The sequence below is a fragment of the Aurantibrevibacter litoralis genome (genome assembly GCF_034651555.1).
In the GTDB taxonomy this organism is placed as follows: domain Bacteria; phylum Bacteroidota; class Bacteroidia; order Flavobacteriales; family Flavobacteriaceae; genus Aurantibrevibacter; species Aurantibrevibacter litoralis.
Window position 1 is genome coordinate 146317 of record NZ_JAYEEQ010000004.1, and the last position, 20995, is coordinate 167311.

Sequence of the window (20995 nt, forward strand, 5' to 3'; positions counted from 1 at the left end):
TTAAATTATAAAATAAAAAAGGAACCCATGTAGGGTTCCTTTTTTTAGCAATGTCTGTAGCAAACGTTTAGATATACTGATTTATAATATTTTCAAACAATTCCTGTTTACCGCTTTGCAATTCTAACTCACCATTTTCCTTGGCTATTTCATAAAGATTTTTAAAATCTAATTCGCCCTTTTCAAAAGCAGCACCCTTTCCGGAATCAAAAGAACTGTATCTTTTCTTGCGCAGCGTATCATAAGGTGATGAGGTGATGATTTTATCGGCAATCAATAAAGCACGGGCAAAAATATCGGCTCCGCCAATGTGTGCATGGAACACATCGTCCAGATCGGTCGAATTTCGTCGAATTTTGGCATCAAAATTAATTCCACCTCCTTGCAATCCTCCGGCCTTTAAAAAGACCAACATGGCTTCGGTTACTTCATTGATGTTATTTGGAAATTGATCGGTATCCCATCCGTTTTGATAATCGCCACGGTTTGCATCAATACTTCCCAACATACCGTGCGCAGCCGCAATGGCCATTTCATGTTCCATAGTGTGGCTGGCCAAGGTCGCGTGATTCACTTCCAGATTTAATTTAAAATCGTCTTGCAAACCGTATTGATGCAAAAACCCGATTACGGTAGCAGCATCAAAATCATATTGATGTTTCATAGGTTCCATAGGCTTTGGTTCAATAAAGAAACTTCCTTTAAAACCTTGACTTCGGGCATAATCTCTTGCCAGACCCAGAAATTTACCCATATGATCTAATTCTCTTTTTATATCGGTATTCAAGAGCGACATATACCCTTCTCTTCCTCCCCAAAAAACATAGTTTTCACCGTCCAAGGCTATGGTGGCATCCAAGGCTAATTTTACCTGTCCGGCAGCGCGCGCAAGGACATTAAAATCGGGATTGGTAGCTGCTCCGTTCATGTACCTGGGGTTAGAAAAGCAATTTGCGGTACCCCATAATAGGTTTACACCGGAGGCGTTCTTTTTTTCTTTAATGTAATCTACAATCGTAGCTAATCGTTTCTCCGATTCTGAGAATGTGGCCGCTTCGCGCACCAAATCAAAATCGTGAAAACAGAAATAATCAAAGCCCATTTTGGTAATAAACTCAAAAGCGGCGTCGGCCTTTTCTTTGGCTGCTGTGATAGCGTCTGATGACGAATCCCATTCAAAGTTTTGAGTGCCAGGCCCAAACGGATCGGCACCTACGCCACAGAACGTATGCCAATAGGCAATGGCAAACTTAAAATGTTCCCGCATGGTCTTCCCCGCCACAACCTGATCCGGATTATAATACTTGAAGGCCATGGGATTGTCTGAATCCTTTCCTTCAAATTTTATGTCTCCTATTCCTTTAAAATACTCTTTGTCTCCGATAAGTGCCATAATGTGTGATTGTTTATAATTGTTGTTTAAAATTCGATTTTATAAAAGACTTTCAAAAACCTAGATTCCCGGATCGAACCATGTGCCATCCCTTTACAAGCGTTAATTCTCCTTGGCTAAGGATAGTTTAAAGCCTTATTGTTTGCTCATTAGAAGAACTTGCAGTTCTTTCTTCCATCTTTTATAGGCCAAAAGATAGGGTTCCTTCTTTGCCAAAGGTTTAAAACTTTGTACATAGTCATTTTTCATAATCTGTTCCCCAAAGGTATTAAAATCTCCCTTATGCAATACACAAGCTCTTGCAGCACCGATGGCACCCGTAGTGTTGTAAATTTCGATTTCAGCATCTAACAAGGTAGCAATGGTATTGGAAAATATGTCGGAGCGAAAAAGATTGTCGTTTCCGGCTCGTAACACTCCTGAGGGAATGCCGTCAGATTTCATAATCTCCATACCATATACAAAGGCAAATGCAATGCCTTCTAAAGCTGCCCTACACAAATGCCCTTTATGGTGATTGTTAAGGTTAAGATGAAGTATCCTTGTTCCAAGTTCCGTATTATGAAGCATACGTTCTGCCCCATTGCCAAAAGGAAGTATAACCACCCCGTCTGCCCCAATCGGAATTTCTTGGGCCAAGTCATTCATTTCATCGTAAGATGCAACACCCAAATTATTCAACAGCCATCTGTACTGTATTCCTGAGCCGTTGATACATAGCAATTTACCTATTCTAGGATGATCTTTTCCATGATTTACATGGGCAAAGTTATTTACCCTAGCACTTTCTTTAACAGACATATTGTCTGTGATGGCATACACAACGCCGGAGGTACCACCTGTAGCCGCTATTTCTCCGGGGTTGAAAACATTTAATGACAGCGCATTGTTCGGTTGGTCTCCGGCACGGTATAAAATGGGCGTGCCTTGTGCCAAACCCGATTCTATTGCGCCTTGTTCCGATACATGCCCTTGAATGGAAAATGTATCCACAAGGTTTGGCACGACATCTTCGTTAATCCCATAATAATCTAATACCCATTTTGCGAGGGATTGGGTAGAAAAATCCCACAGAATCCCTTCGGACAATCCAGAAATTGTGGTTGCGATAGCACCACTTAATTTATAGGCGATATAATCCCCGGGGAGCATAAATTTATCAATTTTGGCGTATACCTCAGGTTCATTATCTTTTACCCATTTCAGCTTTGAGGCGGTAAAATTACCCGGAGCGTTCAATAATTTACCAGCACAGGTTTCTTCCCCTAGTGCTTCAACGGCTTCTTGCCCCGTAGCTACCGCTCTACTATCGCACCAGATGATTGCATTTCTAAGTGGTACACCTGTCTCATCTACCACCACAAGACCGTGCATCTGATAAGATATTCCAATACCTACTATATCCGTTGGGTCAATATTATGGTTTTTTATGAGGGTTTGGGTGGCGGTACATACATGCTTCCACCAATCATCGGGATGTTGCTCTGCCCATCCGTTTCGCAATGCCAACATATCCATCTCCTTTTTGGGTTCGCTAACTACGGCAATACTTCTGCCCGAGCTAACTTCCACAAGTGCCGTTTTAATAGAAGAACTCCCTATATCATAACCAATATAATACATGTGTTTTTTACATTTAATTAATGGGGTTGAAGGTATCAATTTTAGAAATAGGGTACAAATGTAATTTTTCATATTTGATTTCCTGCTTTTGGTCTAATACAGTACCCTTACACTACACACGCCCCTTGCATTTAAAAAGAGCAGCGAAATAAAACGAAATATACAAGATGGCGCGAGTTACTCCCAAAACACTCATACTATTGAATGTTTAAAAGCACCGCATACACCCCTCAATACAATGGGCGTTCTCTGTTATCAAGTTCCCTTTGACCTAAAAAATAGCTACAAAAAAAAGACCACCTCGTAAGGTGGTCTTCTTAAAACACTTAAAAATAATACGCTTTTTATTAATACCCCGGATTTTGCTCCAAATTAGGGTTTGTAATCAATTGTGTTGCTGGTATCGGGAAAAGTTCTTTGTCCGGATTATTCACCGCACTAGGGTCTTTAAATTCCCAATCTCTGGTATATTGCCCAAAACGAATAAGATCATTTCTTCTCCATCGTTCGGTATACAATTCCCTTCCTCTCTCTGCTAAAATATCACTTTCCGTAATGGAACCTAAGGGGGTAGCGTTTCTTAAAACACGAAGCTCATTTATTAAAGGTAATGGATCTCCACCACTACGGAATAAGGCTTCAGCTTTCATTAAATGAGCATCTGCATATCTAAAGATAACCTGATGTCCTTGGAATTCCCCATATCGCGGGTTATATTTCAAAAGACGTATTCCGGTAACTTCATTATTATTTTGAAGATTCTTTGCGCCAGTACCATCCACAAAGTCTCTAGAGAACTTTAGTAGATTGGAACCGGAACGATCTTCTAATGGGGTGCCGTCAATGTCGTATTGCTGACCAATTAAAAAGCCAAAACCAACGTTAGATCCGTCTGCAAACCCATCGCCATTATCGTCTTTTGTACCGGGAGCTCCCGCAGGTAATCCACGTGGAGGCACATAGCCTCTACGTTCTTCTTGTCCGCTAAGTGGCGTACCATCTACGGTGCCCAAATTTTCATTAGGATCGCCTTCAAAAAGGTCATAAAATTCTGCCAACGTACTAAAACCATTCCATCCGCCACCTTGCTCGAACGCTTGTGTATAGTGCAAGGTATTAAAAATCCGAGGTCCCGTATCATTTCTAATAGAATAAATCGTCTCAGAATCGGGTTCAATTCTAAATATGTCGAAGAAACCTTCTTGCAGTGCAAAACCATCAGCAGCAATAGCGTCAACAAGGCTAACCACTTGTGCCATATCAGCAGACGAGGGTGTTCCCGATCCGTTATAAACATGCTTGTTTAATAAAACCTTCGCCAAAAGATGTCGTGCAGTGGCTTTACTTGCCTTACGAGTACTTTCAAAAGAACCGGGACCCACAGTGGGTAAACCTGCAATGGCATCGTTAAGGTCTTGTATGATAAGTTCCACCACGGTAGGGCCATCCAATACCTCAGGTAAGACACTTGGTGGTAGACTTAAATCCCGTACAGGAACTTTGCCCCACATATCCAAAATATGGAATTGGCTTAGTGCTCTTAAAAATTTAGCCTCAGCAATTTGTGCCGGGGTGGCGTTACTTTTAGGATCAATGATCTCGGTAGCCTGTAATTGGGTAGTGTTCCACCCATTCCAAGCATTTTGTACAAATTGGTGTTGCGAATTCCAGGCATGTTGGTGAAGTACTCGCCATAAGCCGTTATCTCCCCAATCCGTACCTCTGGTAGGAATTAGAAATTCGTCGGTAGTAACTACGCCCAAGGCGAATTCATTTTCTTGATTGCCATAATTGTTTCCAATTGCATTGTAAGTACCATCAAGAGCTGAGGCTACGTCGGAAACTCCATTAAAGGTGGTGCCGTCGGGGTTCGTTGGGGTAATAAGCGAATCCACCTCTTCGATCTCCAGATCGGTGCAGGAGATTGCAAATATTGCGGTGCATGCCAGCAATACATACGATTTAAATTTCATTCTTTTCATGACTATTTTTTTATAATTAAAATGTTGCGTTAATTCCAATGGTTACCGTTCTAGGTTTTGGGAACGCCGTTAAATCAATACCTGCAGATGGGATGCCACTGCCTAAATCTCCGGTGTTCGTCGTTACTTCAGGATCTAATCCTGTATAATCTGTAATCAAAAATAAATTCTGACCGGTAGCCGAAATTCGGAATGATTTAAAAAGACCTTCACCACTCACAGGCACGTTATAAGAAACACTCGCATTCTGCAATCTTACAAAATCACCCTTTTCTAAATAACGTGTAGATACATCGGCAGCGGTACCGGGAGCTTCCCCGCTATTGACTACGGAAGGAATTACGTTTCTGGCATTGGAAATTGCACCGGAGGTAAAGAAGGCATTGGCGGTGTTGTTATACACATAAAAACCAAACTGCCCAGTAAAGAAAGTGCTAAAATCCCAGTTTTTAACCGATAAATTCAAGGAAAGCCCTGTGGTTACATTGGGAAGTGCATCTTTATCAACAAACTCTTTGTCCAAACTTGTATCTATACTTCCGTTGCCATCTACATCTTTAAAAGTAGGCTGTCCGTTGGCATCTAAACCTTCAAAAACAGCCATATAATATGAGAATAAGGAGCGTCCACCGGTTAGACGTTGCGCAAAGGCATTGGAAAGACCTTGCCCGCGAATGGCACCTGTATCGATAAATCCATCAAAATCTTTTACTTCGTTATCGTTATAGGCAATGTTAAAACTGGTAGAGAAGGTTACATCGGCAGTTCTGATCCAATCGTAATTTAAAGCCAATTCAACACCTTGGTTTACGACCGTGCCGTCAGATAAGTTTCTAAAGAAAAAGGGATCCGTAGAAGGTGCCGGTGCCGGCGTTCTTAACAACAAATCTTCCGTTTCTTTTCGGTAAAAATCCAAACTACCATTAAAACGATCGTTATTAAACCCAAAATCGATACCTAGGTTTAAATCTAATGTTTCTTCCCATTTTAAATCTGGGTTGGCCGTGGCTACGGCAACGGTTCCGGAAGGGTTGGCATCGCCACCATCAGCAATTCCAACACCTGCAAAACGTGTTCTGCGCACAAATTCCCCAAACCCAAGACCTTCTTGGTTTCCTACCAGACCGGCACCTACTCTAAGCTTAAGAGTTGAAAAAGCATCGCCAATAAAATCTTCCTCTGCCAATTGCCAAGCAAAGGATGCAGAAGGGAAATAGCCATATTGTTCATCGGGTCCAAAACGAGAAGAACCATCCGCGCGAATAGTAGCACTAAAGATATACTTATCAGCTAAGGTATAATTAACTCGTCCAAAAAAGGATTGTATTTCATCGGTAACATCAAAGGTGTCAGCAACCAATGAGCGTACTCTGGAATCAACAGGTACCGTTACAAAGTCAGTTACTACCGCTGGAAATAGCCGGTTCACAAACATTTGATTGGAGCGCGCATCGTATCCAAACTGCTGAAAACTACCATCAATGCTGTTTTGAGCTGCATTTGCGCTTTGTGCCAAATCGGTACTCATTTGGTTCATGTCGGTTGTATTGAATCCAAAGCCCTCTGCATTTCGACCCCAACGTTGAAAATCTTGGAAAGAATACCCGACAAGGACATCCAGATTCGAATTTCCAAATGTTTTTGTATAATTTACAGTAGCTTCCAATAATCTGTTCTCTACATTTAGATTATTGAATACCGCACGACCGTTGCCAAAAACACCTCGATCTAAGTTTCTTGCTAATGATGAGGATGCAGAATTAGTCCATGCCTTAGATTTGTCGAAACCAACATTCACCTTGGCCGATAATTCTGGTGTAAATTTATAATCTGCAGAGCCGTTAAGTAAATACCTGTCGGTATTGGTTAGGTTTTGTGTAAAAGCCAATACGGTGGCAGGGTTTAACTGGCCTCCGGTGTCAAAACCGGGGTTGTTGGGCCAGGTAGGGTTTGCAGAATAGGCAGCACCTAACAAATCGCCACGGAAGCCTGCGGTTCCACTTAAGGGTGCTGCTTCGTCATTTACTCTAGAGATAGTCGTTTGTAGATTAATGGTTAGTTTATCCTCTAAAAAACGATGTGTTGCATTAATTCTACCCGTAAGTCTTTCTAAGGAAGAATTTTCTATGATACCAAATTGTTTCCCATAACCAAGAGTAGCTCTTACATTTCCCTTACCATAATTATTGGAATAGGACAAATTTTGATTTTGGGAAGCTACGGTTCTAGTGACTACATCTTGCCAATCGGTATTATTGCCAAAATCTTGAGCTGAAGGGTCTCCGCCGAATTGACCTACCGCCGCTAGAAACTGATTTCTATTAAGCAAATCAAATTCTTCAGCTGGTTCAGAGATGCTTAAGGAAGAACTGAACTCGAATACCCCGCCGGCACTTCCTTTACCGCTTTTGGTGGTAATGATGACCACACCATTCGCTCCTCTGGAACCATAAATAGCCGTTGCAGACGCATCTTTAAGGATGCTCATACTTTCGATATCCGCAGGGTTAAGGAAGTTTAAGGGGTTTCTTGTTTCGGAATCTCCAAAACCGGTATTACCGGCACCCGGGGCGCTTCCACCACCTAAAGGCACACCATCAACCACGAATAAAGGGTTGTTATTAGATCGTACCGAATTAGAACCACGTATTCTAATGTTAACACCTGCACCCGGTTCACCACTGTTTTGGGTTATTTGAACCCCTGCGGTTTTACCTTGGATTAACTCTTCCGGAGAGGCAATAACCCCTGCGTTGAAGTTTTCTGAGGTCACCGAAGAAACAGAACCAGTAGTGCTTTTAAAGGTGGTAGTACCATAACCAATAATAATAACCTCATCTAAGGCCTGTGCATCTTCTTCTAATGTCACATTAATCGTACTTCTTCCGTTAACGGCAATTTCTACCGATTTAAAACCGATGTACGAAAAAACCAAGGTAGCGTTGTTAGGCACATTGCTAAGGGAATAGTTACCATCAAAATCGGTTTGAGCACCGTTGGTAGTTCCCTTTACGACAATACTGGCACCCGGCAAGGGGCCTGAGGCATCTGAAACCGTACCTGATACATCCTGTGCTTTTGCTAGGCCAAAAGACAAAAAGGCACCGAACAGCAAAAAGCTTTTTAGTAGCGTAATCTTCATAAATTGTTAATTTTAAGTTGAGTTAATTTTAATTCAAGGGTTAAACTTAGAAAAAAATAATGTTAAAAAATGACTGTCGCTATTTATCCATGAAACGAAAACGGTTTCGTGTTCATAACTTTTAATAACTGGTATACTCTAAATTATAGGTGCATTTGAATATACATTTCTCAATACTAGGATAGTGTTTGTGCGAAAATAGTAATTTTTGATGAAAAATAGGAATTTTCAAGACATTAATTAAATATGATCTTGAGAACAGAAACTGTCATTAATATCACTCAACCAGATTTAGATGTTAAAAATACAATATTTTATCGCTTAAAGTTTTTTTAAAACTTTAACTTCACGTCGGCAAAAATCATCGCAACGAAAATTGAAACAAAAGATCACTTTAAAGCAGCTAGCCCGTGAATTGGAAGTGTCCATCTCTACGGTGTCCAAGGCATTAAAAAACAGTGATGAAATAAGTCAGGATACCAAAGACAAAATCCAAGCCTTCGCCAAGTTTTACAATTACAAACCCAACAATATCGCCGTTAGCTTAAAAAATAGGCGCACAAAAAATATTGGAGTCATAATTCCAGATATTGTACATCACTTTTTTACTACGGTCTTTAGAGGCATAGAAAAGTATGCCAACGGCCACGGCTACAATGTCATTGTGTGTGTGTCCGATGAATCTTTTGACAAAGAGGTAATCAATATGGAGATGTTGGCCAATGGCAGTATCGATGGTTTTATCATGGCACTTTCGGCAGAAACACAATTAAAAAAAGATTACAATCATTTAAGGGAAGTTACCGAACAGGGGATTCCTTTGGTGCTTTTTGACAGAGTTACGGAGGACATCATCTGCGATAAGGTAGTTATAAACGATGAAGAAGCTGCATTTACTGCCGTTGCAAAATTAATAGAAAGTGGTTGTAGGGACATAGCTTTGGTTACAACCGAGGACTTTTTTAGTGTAAGCATGGCACGAGGAGATGGGTATCGGCGTGCGCTTCGGGATCATGGGCTTACCACGAACGAAGATTTAATCCTTAAGCTATCCTATTGGGATATTGATGACACGGTAATTCAACATTTTTTTGACAACCATGAGGTTGATGCCGTATTGTGTGTGAACGAAATTTTTGCCATGCACTGCATGCGTATCGCTCAAAAAAAAGGGTATAAAATACCCGAAGATATTTCTTTTATTGGGTTTACGGATGGCATCCTATCCAAATATGCAAGTCCCACACTTACGGCAGTGGCACAGCACGGTGAGCGTATGGGAGAAATAGCGGCACGTCTTCTTATTGAAAAAGTAGAGTCTAATAAGGATGAAGAAATCTACGTACAAGAAGTAGTGCAGGCAACCCTAATTGAAAGGGAATCTACACGAAAACGATAATACAACAACATAGATAATGAATAAAATTGGCTTTATATTTGATTTGGACGGCGTTATAGTAGATACCGCAAAATACCATTATCTCGCTTGGAAAAAATTGGCCGACGATCTCGGTATCCCTTTTACTCAAAGTGATAACGAACTTTTTAAAGGAGTAAGCAGAAAAAGATGTCTGGAGCTATTGCTAGAAATGGGACACAAAAAAGCTACACAATCACAGATCGATGCGTGGCTCATTGAAAAAAATGAAGATTATTTGCAATATATAAACCAAATGGATGCGTCGGAAATACTCCCCGACGTGCCCAAGGTGCTGAACTATTTAAAGGGAAATAATATCCCGATGGCTTTGGGCTCTGCCAGTAAAAATGCCCGCCCAATTTTGGAAAAGGTACATCTTTTGTGTTATTTTGATACTATTGTGGATGGCAATGAGGTTACCAAGGCAAAACCCGATCCCGAAGTTTTTTTAAAGGCGGCCCACCAACTAGGCGTTGCGCCAGAAGATTGTGTGGTTTTTGAAGATGCCTTAGCGGGTATTGAAGCTGCCAATACAGCCGGTATGGTGAGTGTGGGCATTGGGGATTCTGAGGTGTTGCGTGCTGCTAAATTTAATTTTCATAATTTTAAAGAAATTAATATCGATTTTTTAAAAGAACTAATTCATCACTAAATGAACCAAGATTATATTATTCCGAATGCGTGGTCTATCATTGAGGAAGGTTTTGACCCGGAACAGGTAGAATCCTCCGAGAGTTTATTCAGTTTGGGCAATGGCGCCATGGGGCAACGCGCTAATTTTGAAGAAACCTATACCGGACACAGTTTTCAAGGCAGTTATATAGGAGGTGTTTATTATCCCGACAAAACCCGCGTTGGTTGGTGGAAAAACGGTTATCCCGAATATTTTGCAAAAGTGCTCAACGCCCCTAATTGGATCGGTATCCATATTTGTATTAATAAGCAACCCTTAGATCTCCATACCTGTAAAAAAGTAGTAGATTTTAAGCGGGAACTGAATATGAAAGAGGGCTGGTATCAACGGTCATTTGTGGCAACCCTCCCCAACAATAAGGATATAGTACAGGTTAGTGTAACACGCTTTCTAAGTCTCGATTTAGATGAAGTAGGTGCTATTAAGTATCAAATAAAGGCGCTCAGTGGCGATTTAGACATTACATTTAATCCCTATTTAGATAGTGGCATAACCAATGTTGACAGCAATTGGGACGATAAATTTTGGAATACTACCCACGTTTTTTCCGAAGGCAATCAGGCCTTTATTGAGGCGCATACCATGAAGACCCATTTTGCAACCTGCACCTTTATGCAGGCGCATCTTACCCATAACGATAGCGAAGTATTCGATGAGGGAATCGCAACGGTAGCCGATTTACGTGTAGGTCTGGATTATGCGGTGCAGGTAAAAGCCGGAGAAACAGTAACGCTTGTTAAGTACGGCGGATATACGGTTTCCAGAAGGCATAAGCCCTCCAATCTTGTTGCTGCTGCTAAAGAAGCTTTAGCGAAAGCCACCACCTTGGGTTTTGATGGATTATTGGAAAATCAGAAAAAGGCCTGGGCTAAAATTTGGGAAATGAGCGATATTACCATTTCAGGAGATGTAAAGGCACAGCAAGGCATACGCTTTAATATTTTTCATCTTAACCAAACGTATTTGGGTAAAGATTCCGGACTTAATATTGGCCCTAAAGGATTTACCGGCGAAAAATACGGAGGCAGTACCTATTGGGACACGGAAGCCTATTGCATTCCTTTTTACATGGCCACCAAAGACCAACAAGTGGCTCGTAATCTGTTGAAATATCGGTACGACCATTTAGAAAAAGCCATTGAAAATGCCAAAAAATTAGGCTTTACCAATGGCGCAGCCCTATACCCTATGGTCACCATGAACGGGGAAGAGTGCCATAATGAATGGGAAATTACCTTTGAAGAAATACACCGCAACGGCGCCATAGCCTTTGCCATTTATAATTATTATCGTTTTACGGGAGATTACTCTTATATTCCGGACATGGGGTTGGAGGTGCTTATTGGCATCGCCCGATTTTGGAGCCAAAGGGCCACTTTTTCAGTTCCGAAGCAGAAATTTGTGATTCTGGGCGTAACCGGCCCCAACGAATATGAAAATAATGTAAATAACAACTGGTACACCAATTATCTGGCAAAATGGTGTCTTACCTATACCTTAGAGCAATTAATGAAGGTTAAGGATGGTTATCCGGAAGATTACGACCGCATCATAGGCAAAACCAAATTAGCAGAATCCGAAACAGAACGATGGCAAACGGTAGCCAAGGAAATGTATTTTCCCTATGACAAAGAACGAGATATATTTCTGCAACAAGACGGCTTTTTAGACAAAGAATTAATCACTGTGGCCGATTTAGATCGAAAAGAGCGCCCTATTAATCAAAAATGGAGTTGGGATAGAATTTTGCGTTCCCCTTATATTAAACAAGCCGATACCTTGCAAGGATTCTATTTGTTTGAAGATCAATTTTCCCTTGAAGCTTTAGAACGGCATTTCGATTTTTATGAACCCTTTACCGTACATGAGTCGTCTTTATCGCCTTGTGTTCACAGCATTCAGGCGGCCAAGCTCAACAGAATGGAACAAGCCTATACTTTTTATTTACGTACCTCACGGCTAGATTTAGATGATTATAATAAGGAAGTAAAAGAAGGCTTGCACATTACGTCTATGGCCGGAACTTGGATGAGCATTGTTGAGGGTTTTGGGGGCATGCGCGTTATCGATGACAAACTCTCCTTTATTCCCAGAATTCCTTCGCAATGGGAGGCCTACTCGTTTAAAATTAATTTTAGAAATCGTATATTAAAGGTTACGGTGACCGATAAAAAAACCAGTTTCGAATATCAGGGCACCGCACCCATGTCGTTACGTGTTAATGGCAAACGCGTGGAATTGAATCCCGGAAAAACGGAAGTAGTATAAGATGAAAAGGGGATTTGCAGGTTTTATTTTTATGTTGATTGCCGTATGTCTCGGATGTCAAAGCAAAACGAAAGAACTGCAACAGGAAACCGGAATTATGAATGAAACACAAAGTAAAAAGATCGTATATCAGGTTTTTACGCGTCTTTTTGGAAATACCAACACCACCCATAAACCGTGGGGCACAATTGAAGAAAACGGCGTCGGAAAATTTAGTGATTTTACCGATACTGCCTTACAAGAAATTAGAAATCTGGGCGTTACGCATATTTGGTATACCGGCGTTCCCCATCATGCAGTAATTACCGATTACAGCACATACGGCATTTCTAACGACGACCCCGATGTGGTAAAAGGCAGGGCCGGATCGCCCTATGCTGTTAAAGATTACTACTCCGTAAATCCGGATTTGGCAGAAGATCCTGCAAACCGTTTGGCAGAGTTTAAAGCCCTTATCCAAAGAACCCATAAGGCCGGGTTAAAACTCCTTATTGATATCGTTCCCAATCACGTGGCACGAAATTATGAAGGCAAAACATCACCAAAGGGCGTAGTTCCTTTCGGAAAAAATGATGATACCTCCGTGGAGTATCACCGAAATAATGATTTTTATTACATTCCGGGATCAGAATTCCAAGTACCTCAATGGAAAGACGGATACCTGCCTTTAGGAGGGGAAAATCATAAAATGGCCGATGGAAAATTTACCGAGAAACCGGCAAAATGGACCGGTAATGGATCGCGTTTGGCACAGCCCGATTTTAACGATTGGTACGAGACGGTTAAAATTAATTACGGCATTAGGCCCGATGGCAGTATCGATTTTGACACCCTTCCTGCGCATTATGCCACTGAAGATTACCAGCAACATTTCAATTTTTGGGCCACCAAAGAGGTTCCCTCTTCTTGGAAAAAATTTAAAGACATTGCTCTTTTTTGGATCGATCACGGGGTGGATGGATTTCGATACGATATGGCGGAAATGGTACCCGTAGAATTTTGGAGTTACCTTAACGCACATATTAAAACTAAAAATCCGGATGCTTTTTTGTTGGCCGAAGTGTACGACCCTTCGCGGTATAGGGATTATATTTTTAAAGGAAAAATGGACTACCTCTACGATAAGGTAGAAATGTACGATTCTCTGAAACACATTATGAAGGGTTATGGCTGGACCGACCACATTCCTGTAGTACAAGATGGCTACCAAGATATTGCGTCTCATTTGCTATTGTTTTTGGAAAACCATGACGAACAGCGTATAGCGAGTCCGGAGTTTGCCGGAGATGCCCAAAAGGGGAAACCGGCCATGGTTGTTTCTGCTACCATTTCCAAAGCCCCGGTGATGCTCTATTTTGGACAAGAGGTGGGTGAACCCGGAGCGGAAGCTGCCGGATTTGGAAGCCCCTCTCGCACGTCAATTTTTGACTACATCGGGGTGCCCCATCACCAACGTTGGGTAAACAATAAAAAGTTTGATGGAGGCCAGCTTCGTCCGGAAGAAAAGGAACTACGAGAATTTTATAAGCGATTGCTCAACTTTACCAAAGCGAGTAAAGCGCTTATGGGTGCGTATCGGGATATCCATTATTACAATAGAGATCATACCGAAAATTATAATCATCGTGTGCTGTCTTATGTACGGTGGGTCGCTGATGAAAAAATCGTTGTAACTACCAATTTTGATGCCAACGACACCTATTCGTTTCAGCTTCAGATTCCCCCGGAAATCATCACCCAATGGAACCTTTCACCCGGAGAATACAAGATCGAAGATGCGCTCTACGGTGCTTTTAATCGGCTTTCCGTTCAAGATGGTGTAGGGAAAATTGAGGTGGTGCTTCGTCCGTTAGAATCGTTTATTTTTAGAATTAATTTGTAGCTATTATGAGCAAAACCGTATCACTTTTAAGCATTTCCTTCTTTTTTATTCTTTTAAGCTGTACAAATATGAATACACCATTAGTCATAGGGCATCGCGGAGCCATGGGGCACGAAACAGAAAATACATTGGCATCCATTCAGAAAGCTATGGATCTTGGGGTAGATATGATAGAAATAGATGTCTTTAAGATTCACAGTGGTGAAATTGTTGTATTTCATGACGAAACTGTGGAAAGATTAAGTAATGGAGGCGGCCGTATTGAGGATTATGATGTGGTAGATTTAAAAAAACTAACTTTAGATGGAAATCATAAAATACCCTTGCTGCAAGATGTGTTAAAGCTCATAGACCATAAAACCCGATTAAATATTGAGTTAAAAGGTGCCAATACTGCCGATAGAACCAATTTTATCATCAATTACTACATTAAAGAAAAAGGATGGTCCTTGGATGATTTTGTGATATCGAGCTTTCGTTGGGATGAATTAAAGGCATTTCGAAAACTCAATCCGGACATTGCCATTGCCGTTCTTACAGAAGATGAAGATCCCTTAGATGCCATTCCGGTTGCCAAAGAATTAAAAGCTGTAGCCATAAATCCGTATTTTAAGAAGCTCACCACGGAAAACGCAAAGCAGATACAAAATGCCGGTTTCAAGATTTATACCTGGACAGTGAACGAGCCGGAAGATATCGCCAGCGTAAAAGAACTACATGTAGACGGCATCATTACCAACTTTCCTGAGCGCGTACGCTAATGCTCGATGTCTTAATTATAGGAGGCGGAGCTGCCGGATTCTTTACGGCAATCCAAACGGCTTTGGCAAATCCGAAGTTAAACATTGCCATACTGGAACGCGGCAAAGAGGTGCTTACCAAGGTAAAGGTATCCGGTGGTGGTCGCTGTAATGTAGCACATGCCGAATTTGATCCTAGGGCGTTGACCACAAATTACCCCAGAGGGGAACGGGAACTTTTGGGGCCTTTTCATACTTTTTCCAGTGCAGAGACTATGGCCTTTTTTCAGGAGCGCAATGTGCCTTTAAAAATTGAAGCTGACGGACGCATTTTTCCGGAATCAAATACGTCTCAGAGTGTAATCGATTGTTTTGTGCAAGAAACCGATCGGTTGGGTATTACCGTTCTCAAAAATAGTTCGGTTATAGCCATACAACCATTAGACTGCGAAAAGGGTTGGCAGGTGCAGTCGATTCGAAAGGTATATCAAGCACAAAAAGTTGTAGTAGCTTCTGGTAGTAATCCTAAAATATGGGAACTTCTCAAAGGATTAGGCCATAGCATTGTACCACCGGTACCCTCTTTGTTTACCTTTAATATTAAGGACGATCGCATTATAGGTATTCCGGGGGTAAGTACTACGGCAAGGGTTATGATTACGGGGAAATCGAAACAAAATTCTAAAATTACCGTTCCTCTAAAAAGCTTGGCGCCTCCTGAGGCCTTGTTACAAAGCGAAGGTCCGGTATTAATTACGCATTGGGGATTAAGCGGGCCTGCAATTCTAAAGCTAAGCGCATGGGGCGCAGTACTTTTAAACACCTACGATTATAAATTTAAGATTCGGGTAAATTGGTTGCCCGATTTTCATGAAAATGCAGTTCTTCCTTACTTACTGGAAGTGAAGGACATAGAAGCAAAAAAAACAGTCTTGCGCACCCATGCCGTAGCACTGCCGCGGCGGTTGTGGATTAATTTGGTAAAAGCGTCTGGCATTTCCGAGACCACAAAATGGGCCGATATTTCCAAAAATCAATTGCAACAATTAGCCCAACATCTTTGCAGTTCTGAATTTCAAGTCGATGGGAAAAGCACCTTCAAAGAAGAGTTTGTTACGGCCGGAGGTGTCGATTTAAAGGAAATTAATTTTAAAACATTTGAAAGTAAACTACATCCTAATTTATACTTTGCCGGAGAAGTGATTAATGTAGACGCCCTTACGGGCGGATTTAATTTCCAAAATGCATGGACCGGTGGCTATATTGCTGCCCAAGCTATAGCTCAAACAAAATAGATACAAAATAAATGCGTCTGCCATTTGGCAAACCTTTCGTGAAAACGCCGGTATTTAAGCCAATAAACGCATTAAAATTGCGGCGATAGCAGCGCCCACAATAGGCCCTACAATGGGTACCCAAGCATATTCCCAATCACTGGAATCCTTATCTTTTAAAGGAAGCAAGGCGTGCACAATTCTAGGGCCTAAATCTCTTGCGGGATTAATAGCATAGCCCGTAGTACCCCCAAGCGATAATCCTATAGCCCATACCAAAAAAGCCACAGGAATGGCGCCCAAAGAGCCCAAACCTACCACGGTTTCCGTATCGGAAATGCTGGCGTTGGTAAAGTACAAAATTGTAAAAATGAGCACAAAAGTGCCCACTATTTCACTTATAACGTTGCTAAATGGATTGCGAATGGCCGGTGCCGTGCAAAAAACCGCAATTTTGGATCCCTTTGTGTCGGTAGCATTAAAATGATCCCTATATACCAACCAAACTAAGAATGCGCCTATCATGGCTCCTATCATTTGTGCTAGCACAAAAAGCGGCACTTCCTGCCACGCAAATTTTCCCGCAATGGCCAAGCCTACAGACACCGCAGGATTTAAATGAGCACCGCTGTAGGGGCCGGCTACCACTACGCCTACGTACACAGCTAATGCCCATCCTGTGGTAATAACGATCCAACCGCTATTATTTCCCTTGGTGCTGTTGAGCACTACGTTGGCAACCACACCGCCTCCGAGGACGATTAACAACATAGTTCCTATTATTTCCGCGATAAATGGAGTCATATCTTCTTCTTTATTTTTAGGATTTGGGTTTTTTATTTAGAATAATATTGTACCGCATCGATGGCTTTGTACCAGCCGGTAATGCCAGCATCTATAGCTGTTCTTTCTTGGGTAGGACTAAAATGGATATCGGTTTGCCAAATTTCTTGAATTTCGTCAAGGTCTTTCCAATACCCTACAGCCAGTCCGGCGAGATAGGCCGCCCCCATAACAGTGGTCTCCACAATTTTGGGCCTTACGGTAACGGTATTAAGGACATCGGCCTGAAACTGCATCAGCATCTTATTTACGGTAGCGCCTCCATCAACCCGTAATTCTTTGATGGAAACGCCAGAATCGGCTTCCATAGCCTTTAAAATGTCCATGGTTTGATACGCAATAGATTCTAGAGCCGCTCTAGCAATATGGGCATCTGTACTACCCCGAGTAAGGCCAAAAATAGAACCTTGCGCTCTTTGATTCCAATGCGGTGCACCCAGTCCGGCAAAGGCAGGCACAAAATACACCCCTTCTGAAGCCTCCACAGAGGCCGCCAATTTTTCGACATCGGCCGAATTTTTTATAATTTTTAAACTATCGCGCAGCCACTGCACCACCGCTCCAGCAATGAAAATACTACCTTCGAGCGCATAGGTGGTTTTTCCATTAATTTGCCATGCCACGGTAGTTAATAGGTTATTGTTTGATACGATAGGTGTGTCACCGATATTCATCAACATAAAACAGCCGGTACCATAGGTGTTTTTTACCATTCCGGGTTTTGTACACATTTGCCCAAACAATGCCGCTTGCTGATCGCCGGCAATACCCGCAATCGGAATTTTAACGGCAAAAAAATTGGGGTGGGTGTGCCCATATACCTCACTGGATTGCTTTACCTCCGGCAACATACTTTTGGGAATGGTAAGCAATTCTAGGAGCTCATCATCCCACTCTAACGTGTTTATGTTAAACATTAATGTTCTGGCGGCATTGGTAACGTCTGTGATGTGCAGATTACCCTTGGTCATGTTCCAAATAAGCCATGTATCTATAGTGCCTAGAAGTAATTCTCCCGCCTCGGCTCGTTCTCTGGCACCCTCTACATGATCTAGAATCCATTTTACTTTGGTACCCGAAAAATAAGCATCGATTACCAATCCTGTTTTTTCCCGAATCATGGACTCTTTTCCCATTTTTTTTAAGGTATCGCAATAATCGGCGGTTCTCTTGTCTTGCCACACAATGGCATTATACACGGGTTCACCTGTTTTCTTGTCCCAAACTACCACAGTTTCGCGTTGGTTGGTGATCCCTATGGCCGCAATATCGGCACCGGTAAGTCCTTTTTTTGCCGTGGCTTCGGCAGCCATACCAGCCTGTGTAGACCAAATTTCAACGGCATCGTGCTCTACCCATCCCGGTTTTGGGAAATATTGGGTAAATTCTTTTTGAGCAACGGAAACGATAGTTCCTTTTTCATCAAAAACTACGGCACGGGAACTGGTAGTACCTTGGTCTAAGGCAAGGATAAACTTATTCATGGGTCTTTTTATTTTGTTTTTATCATGGATTTTTCAGAACAGCATGGCGTAACTTTCATCAAGTTGTTGGGGTGAATTTAAAAATAATGTCATCGTATCTATTTTTTTTATTCCACACGCATATATCCCTCAAAAGTTTCTAAACTACTAAAAATAGCTTACTTTCTTTATGTATTTGGCGTTGAATTTACTAAATAATTACAGAAAACATTTTTTTACATTGTACAATCCTTTTGCAACTCACCACAGCTAGGTAGTATTTGTATGAGGCGAAACTCCGAAACGAAAAAAAACTTTAAGATTTAATTGAGTTCCCAAATCTTATAATTAAGCATAGTGGCGAAACCAACCCAAAGCAAATAAGGAATAAGTAAAGCCGCTGCGGTTTTGCTTACCACTCTAAACCATTTTATAGTAAACAGTATAAGAATAAGCAAACTCAGAATTATCAGCAATGCTCCAAAGGGATTTTTAAATCCGAAAAAAACAATACTCCAAAGTGCGTTGAGTAGCAATTGAAAACCAAAATGATACAAAGCGGTTTTTACCCATATATGATAAAACCCCTTGGCCCATACCAAACCGGCCGCTACGCCCATCATAATATAGAGAAGCGTCCATACTGGGGCAAATACCCAGTTAGGGGGACTAAAACTTGGTTTTTGCAAGGTAAGGTACCAATCGTTTACCGAACTTTGGGTAGCCAAACTGGACAGGAAGCCAATGGCAAGGCAAATACTTATTGCAACACTGATATAGGTTAGTTTCTTTTTCAAATTGAGTTAGATCAATAGCCCTAAAGTAGCAATTTATTTTAATTGTCGCCACAGTAAAACCACTTAAAAGCTATCTTTGCCAAAATTGCCATGTAAATGACCGAAAATGATTTTGTGCCATTGATAAATGCCGAAGGTAAAAAGGGCGGTAAGGTCACCTGGCAAGCACCAAGTAATATTGCTTTGGTAAAATATTGGGGCAAACTAAAAAATCAAATTCCAGCAAATCCTTCCTTAAGTTTTACCTTAGATACCTGTGTTACTACTACCAGCGTTTCTTATACCAAATTGAAAAATCCACGAAACGATTTTTCTTTTGATTTTCTCTTTGAGGGCAAGCCTAAGCCCGATTTTGAACCCAAGATAAAGCTATTTTTTTCCAGAATTGAACCTTACAGTCCTTTTTTGAAAGACTATCATTTGGTTATAACAACCTCAAATTCATTTCCGCATAGTAGTGGTATTGCTTCGTCTGCAAGCGGTATGGCTGCACTTTCCCTCTGCATAATGGCAATGGAGCGCGAGTTTTATCCGGACATGGAGCCGGAATATTTCACTAAAAAAGCGTCCTTTTTGTCGCGCTTGGGCTCCGGAAGTGCTTGTCGTAGTATACAAGGCGGGGTCATACATTGGGGACAACACCAAGAAATTTTAGGAAGTTCTGATAGGTACGCCATTCCATACCCTTTCTTGATCCATAAGGTCTTTGCAGATTATCAAGACACCATTTTATTGGTAGACAAAGGACAGAAACAAGTAAGCAGTTCATTAGGGCATGATTTAATGCTGAACCATCCGTATGCCAAGAGTCGATTTTTGCAAGCGCACGAAAATATAACACGGTTACAAGCCGTTTTTAAAGATGGTAATCTCGATAAATTTATTGAAATTGTAGAAAGTGAAGCCCTTACGCTGCACGCCATGATGATGACGGCAAATCCGTATTTTATGTTGATGCGACCTCATACTTTGGAAATTATTTCAAGAATTTGGACATTTCGGAAAGCTACACGTACTCCGGTTTGTTTTACGTTAGACGCAGGTGCTAATGTCCATTTGCTTTATCCGAAAAAAAATCAAAATGAAATTTTGTATTTTATTACAAATGAGTTAGTTGCCTATTGTGAAAACGAGCAGTATATTTGCGACCAAATTGGTTTTGGCGCCAAGGAGATTTTAAGTAAAGATGTGTAATTTATATCTGAGTTATGCGTTATCTTTATCGATGTAATGGGCAGTAAGACCAAAATTATTGATTTTACCTTATAAAGTCTATATATTTGGGATTCAGCAACCTATTTCGGTATTGCACTTAATTAACAAATAGAATTTTTAATTTATGTTTATAAAATGAGCCCTAACCATGACGTTGATACCAACCGAAAATGTAGATTGGCAAATTTTACCTGCCTGTCGGCAAAGGCAGATCTGACAACTAAAAATTTAATGAATGAATGAACCATCCATGATTCAT

General features: G+C 41.3%; 14 protein-coding genes. 7 read left to right on the top strand and 7 right to left on the bottom strand.

Features of this window, described 5'->3' with window-relative positions; all coding sequences use genetic code 11:
- Positions 1-67: 67 nt before the first annotated feature.
- The 4 genes from xylA to U1E44_RS05540 all read right to left on the bottom strand — a co-directional run bounded on the left by xylA (position 68) and on the right by U1E44_RS05540 (position 8140).
- Positions 68-1393, bottom strand: a complete 1326-nt coding sequence (xylA, locus tag U1E44_RS05525) for a xylose isomerase (RefSeq protein WP_322930055.1) — start codon at positions 1391-1393, stop codon at positions 68-70.
- A gap of 135 nt (positions 1394-1528) precedes the next feature.
- Complete coding sequence (locus U1E44_RS05530; protein ID WP_322930056.1) at positions 1529-3016, bottom strand: xylulokinase; 1488 nt, start codon at positions 3014-3016, stop codon at positions 1529-1531.
- A gap of 347 nt (positions 3017-3363) precedes the next feature.
- Positions 3364-4998 (bottom strand): RagB/SusD family nutrient uptake outer membrane protein, encoded by a 1635-nt coding sequence (locus U1E44_RS05535; RefSeq protein WP_322930057.1) that lies wholly within the window; start codon positions 4996-4998, stop codon positions 3364-3366.
- A gap of 16 nt (positions 4999-5014) precedes the next feature.
- Complete coding sequence (locus U1E44_RS05540; protein ID WP_322930058.1) at positions 5015-8140, bottom strand: SusC/RagA family TonB-linked outer membrane protein; 3126 nt, start codon at positions 8138-8140, stop codon at positions 5015-5017.
- Positions 8141-8516: 376 nt separating this feature from the next.
- Between U1E44_RS05540 and U1E44_RS05545 the strand changes: the two genes are divergently transcribed.
- From U1E44_RS05545 to U1E44_RS05570, 6 genes are all read left to right on the top strand, one after another.
- A complete protein-coding gene (locus U1E44_RS05545) occupies positions 8517-9539 on the top strand; it encodes a LacI family DNA-binding transcriptional regulator (RefSeq protein WP_322930059.1) in 1023 nt (340 codons plus the stop codon).
- A 16-nt stretch (positions 9540-9555) separates the two neighbouring features.
- Complete coding sequence (gene pgmB, locus U1E44_RS05550; RefSeq protein ID WP_322930060.1) at positions 9556-10212, top strand: beta-phosphoglucomutase; 657 nt, start codon at positions 9556-9558, stop codon at positions 10210-10212.
- Positions 10213-12522 carry a glycoside hydrolase family 65 protein gene (locus tag U1E44_RS05555; RefSeq protein WP_322930061.1) on the top strand — a complete coding sequence of 770 codons (2310 nt, stop codon included), beginning with the start codon at positions 10213-10215 and terminating at the stop codon, positions 12520-12522.
- Position 12523: 1 nt separating this feature from the next.
- Positions 12524-14404: an alpha-amylase family protein gene (locus U1E44_RS05560; RefSeq protein ID WP_322930062.1), complete on the top strand. Its 1881-nt coding sequence runs from the start codon at positions 12524-12526 to the stop codon at positions 14402-14404.
- A gap of 68 nt (positions 14405-14472) precedes the next feature.
- The gene (locus U1E44_RS05565; RefSeq protein ID WP_322930063.1) at positions 14473-15165 is read left to right on the top strand and encodes a glycerophosphodiester phosphodiesterase; all 693 of its coding nucleotides are present in this window, start codon (positions 14473-14475) and stop codon (positions 15163-15165) included.
- A complete protein-coding gene (locus U1E44_RS05570) occupies positions 15165-16439 on the top strand; it encodes a BaiN/RdsA family NAD(P)/FAD-dependent oxidoreductase (RefSeq protein WP_322930064.1) in 1275 nt (424 codons plus the stop codon). The genes U1E44_RS05565 and U1E44_RS05570 overlap by 1 nt, the downstream gene beginning before the upstream one ends.
- A gap of 54 nt (positions 16440-16493) precedes the next feature.
- Here U1E44_RS05570 and U1E44_RS05575 read toward each other — a convergent pair whose 3' ends face one another.
- The 3 genes from U1E44_RS05575 to U1E44_RS05585 all read right to left on the bottom strand — a co-directional run bounded on the left by U1E44_RS05575 (position 16494) and on the right by U1E44_RS05585 (position 19521).
- Positions 16494-17222 (bottom strand): MIP/aquaporin family protein, encoded by a 729-nt coding sequence (locus tag U1E44_RS05575; RefSeq protein WP_322930065.1) that lies wholly within the window; start codon positions 17220-17222, stop codon positions 16494-16496.
- A gap of 32 nt (positions 17223-17254) precedes the next feature.
- The gene (gene glpK, locus U1E44_RS05580; RefSeq protein WP_322930066.1) at positions 17255-18745 is read right to left on the bottom strand and encodes a glycerol kinase GlpK; all 1491 of its coding nucleotides are present in this window, start codon (positions 18743-18745) and stop codon (positions 17255-17257) included.
- Positions 18746-19047: 302 nt separating this feature from the next.
- Positions 19048-19521 carry a TspO/MBR family protein gene (locus U1E44_RS05585; protein WP_322930067.1) on the bottom strand — a complete coding sequence of 158 codons (474 nt, stop codon included), beginning with the start codon at positions 19519-19521 and terminating at the stop codon, positions 19048-19050.
- Positions 19522-19617: 96 nt separating this feature from the next.
- Between U1E44_RS05585 and U1E44_RS05590 the strand changes: the two genes are divergently transcribed.
- Entirely contained in the window at positions 19618-20715 is a 1098-nt protein-coding gene (locus U1E44_RS05590; RefSeq protein WP_322930068.1) for a diphosphomevalonate decarboxylase, read from the top strand.
- Positions 20716-20995: the final 280 nt, after the last annotated feature.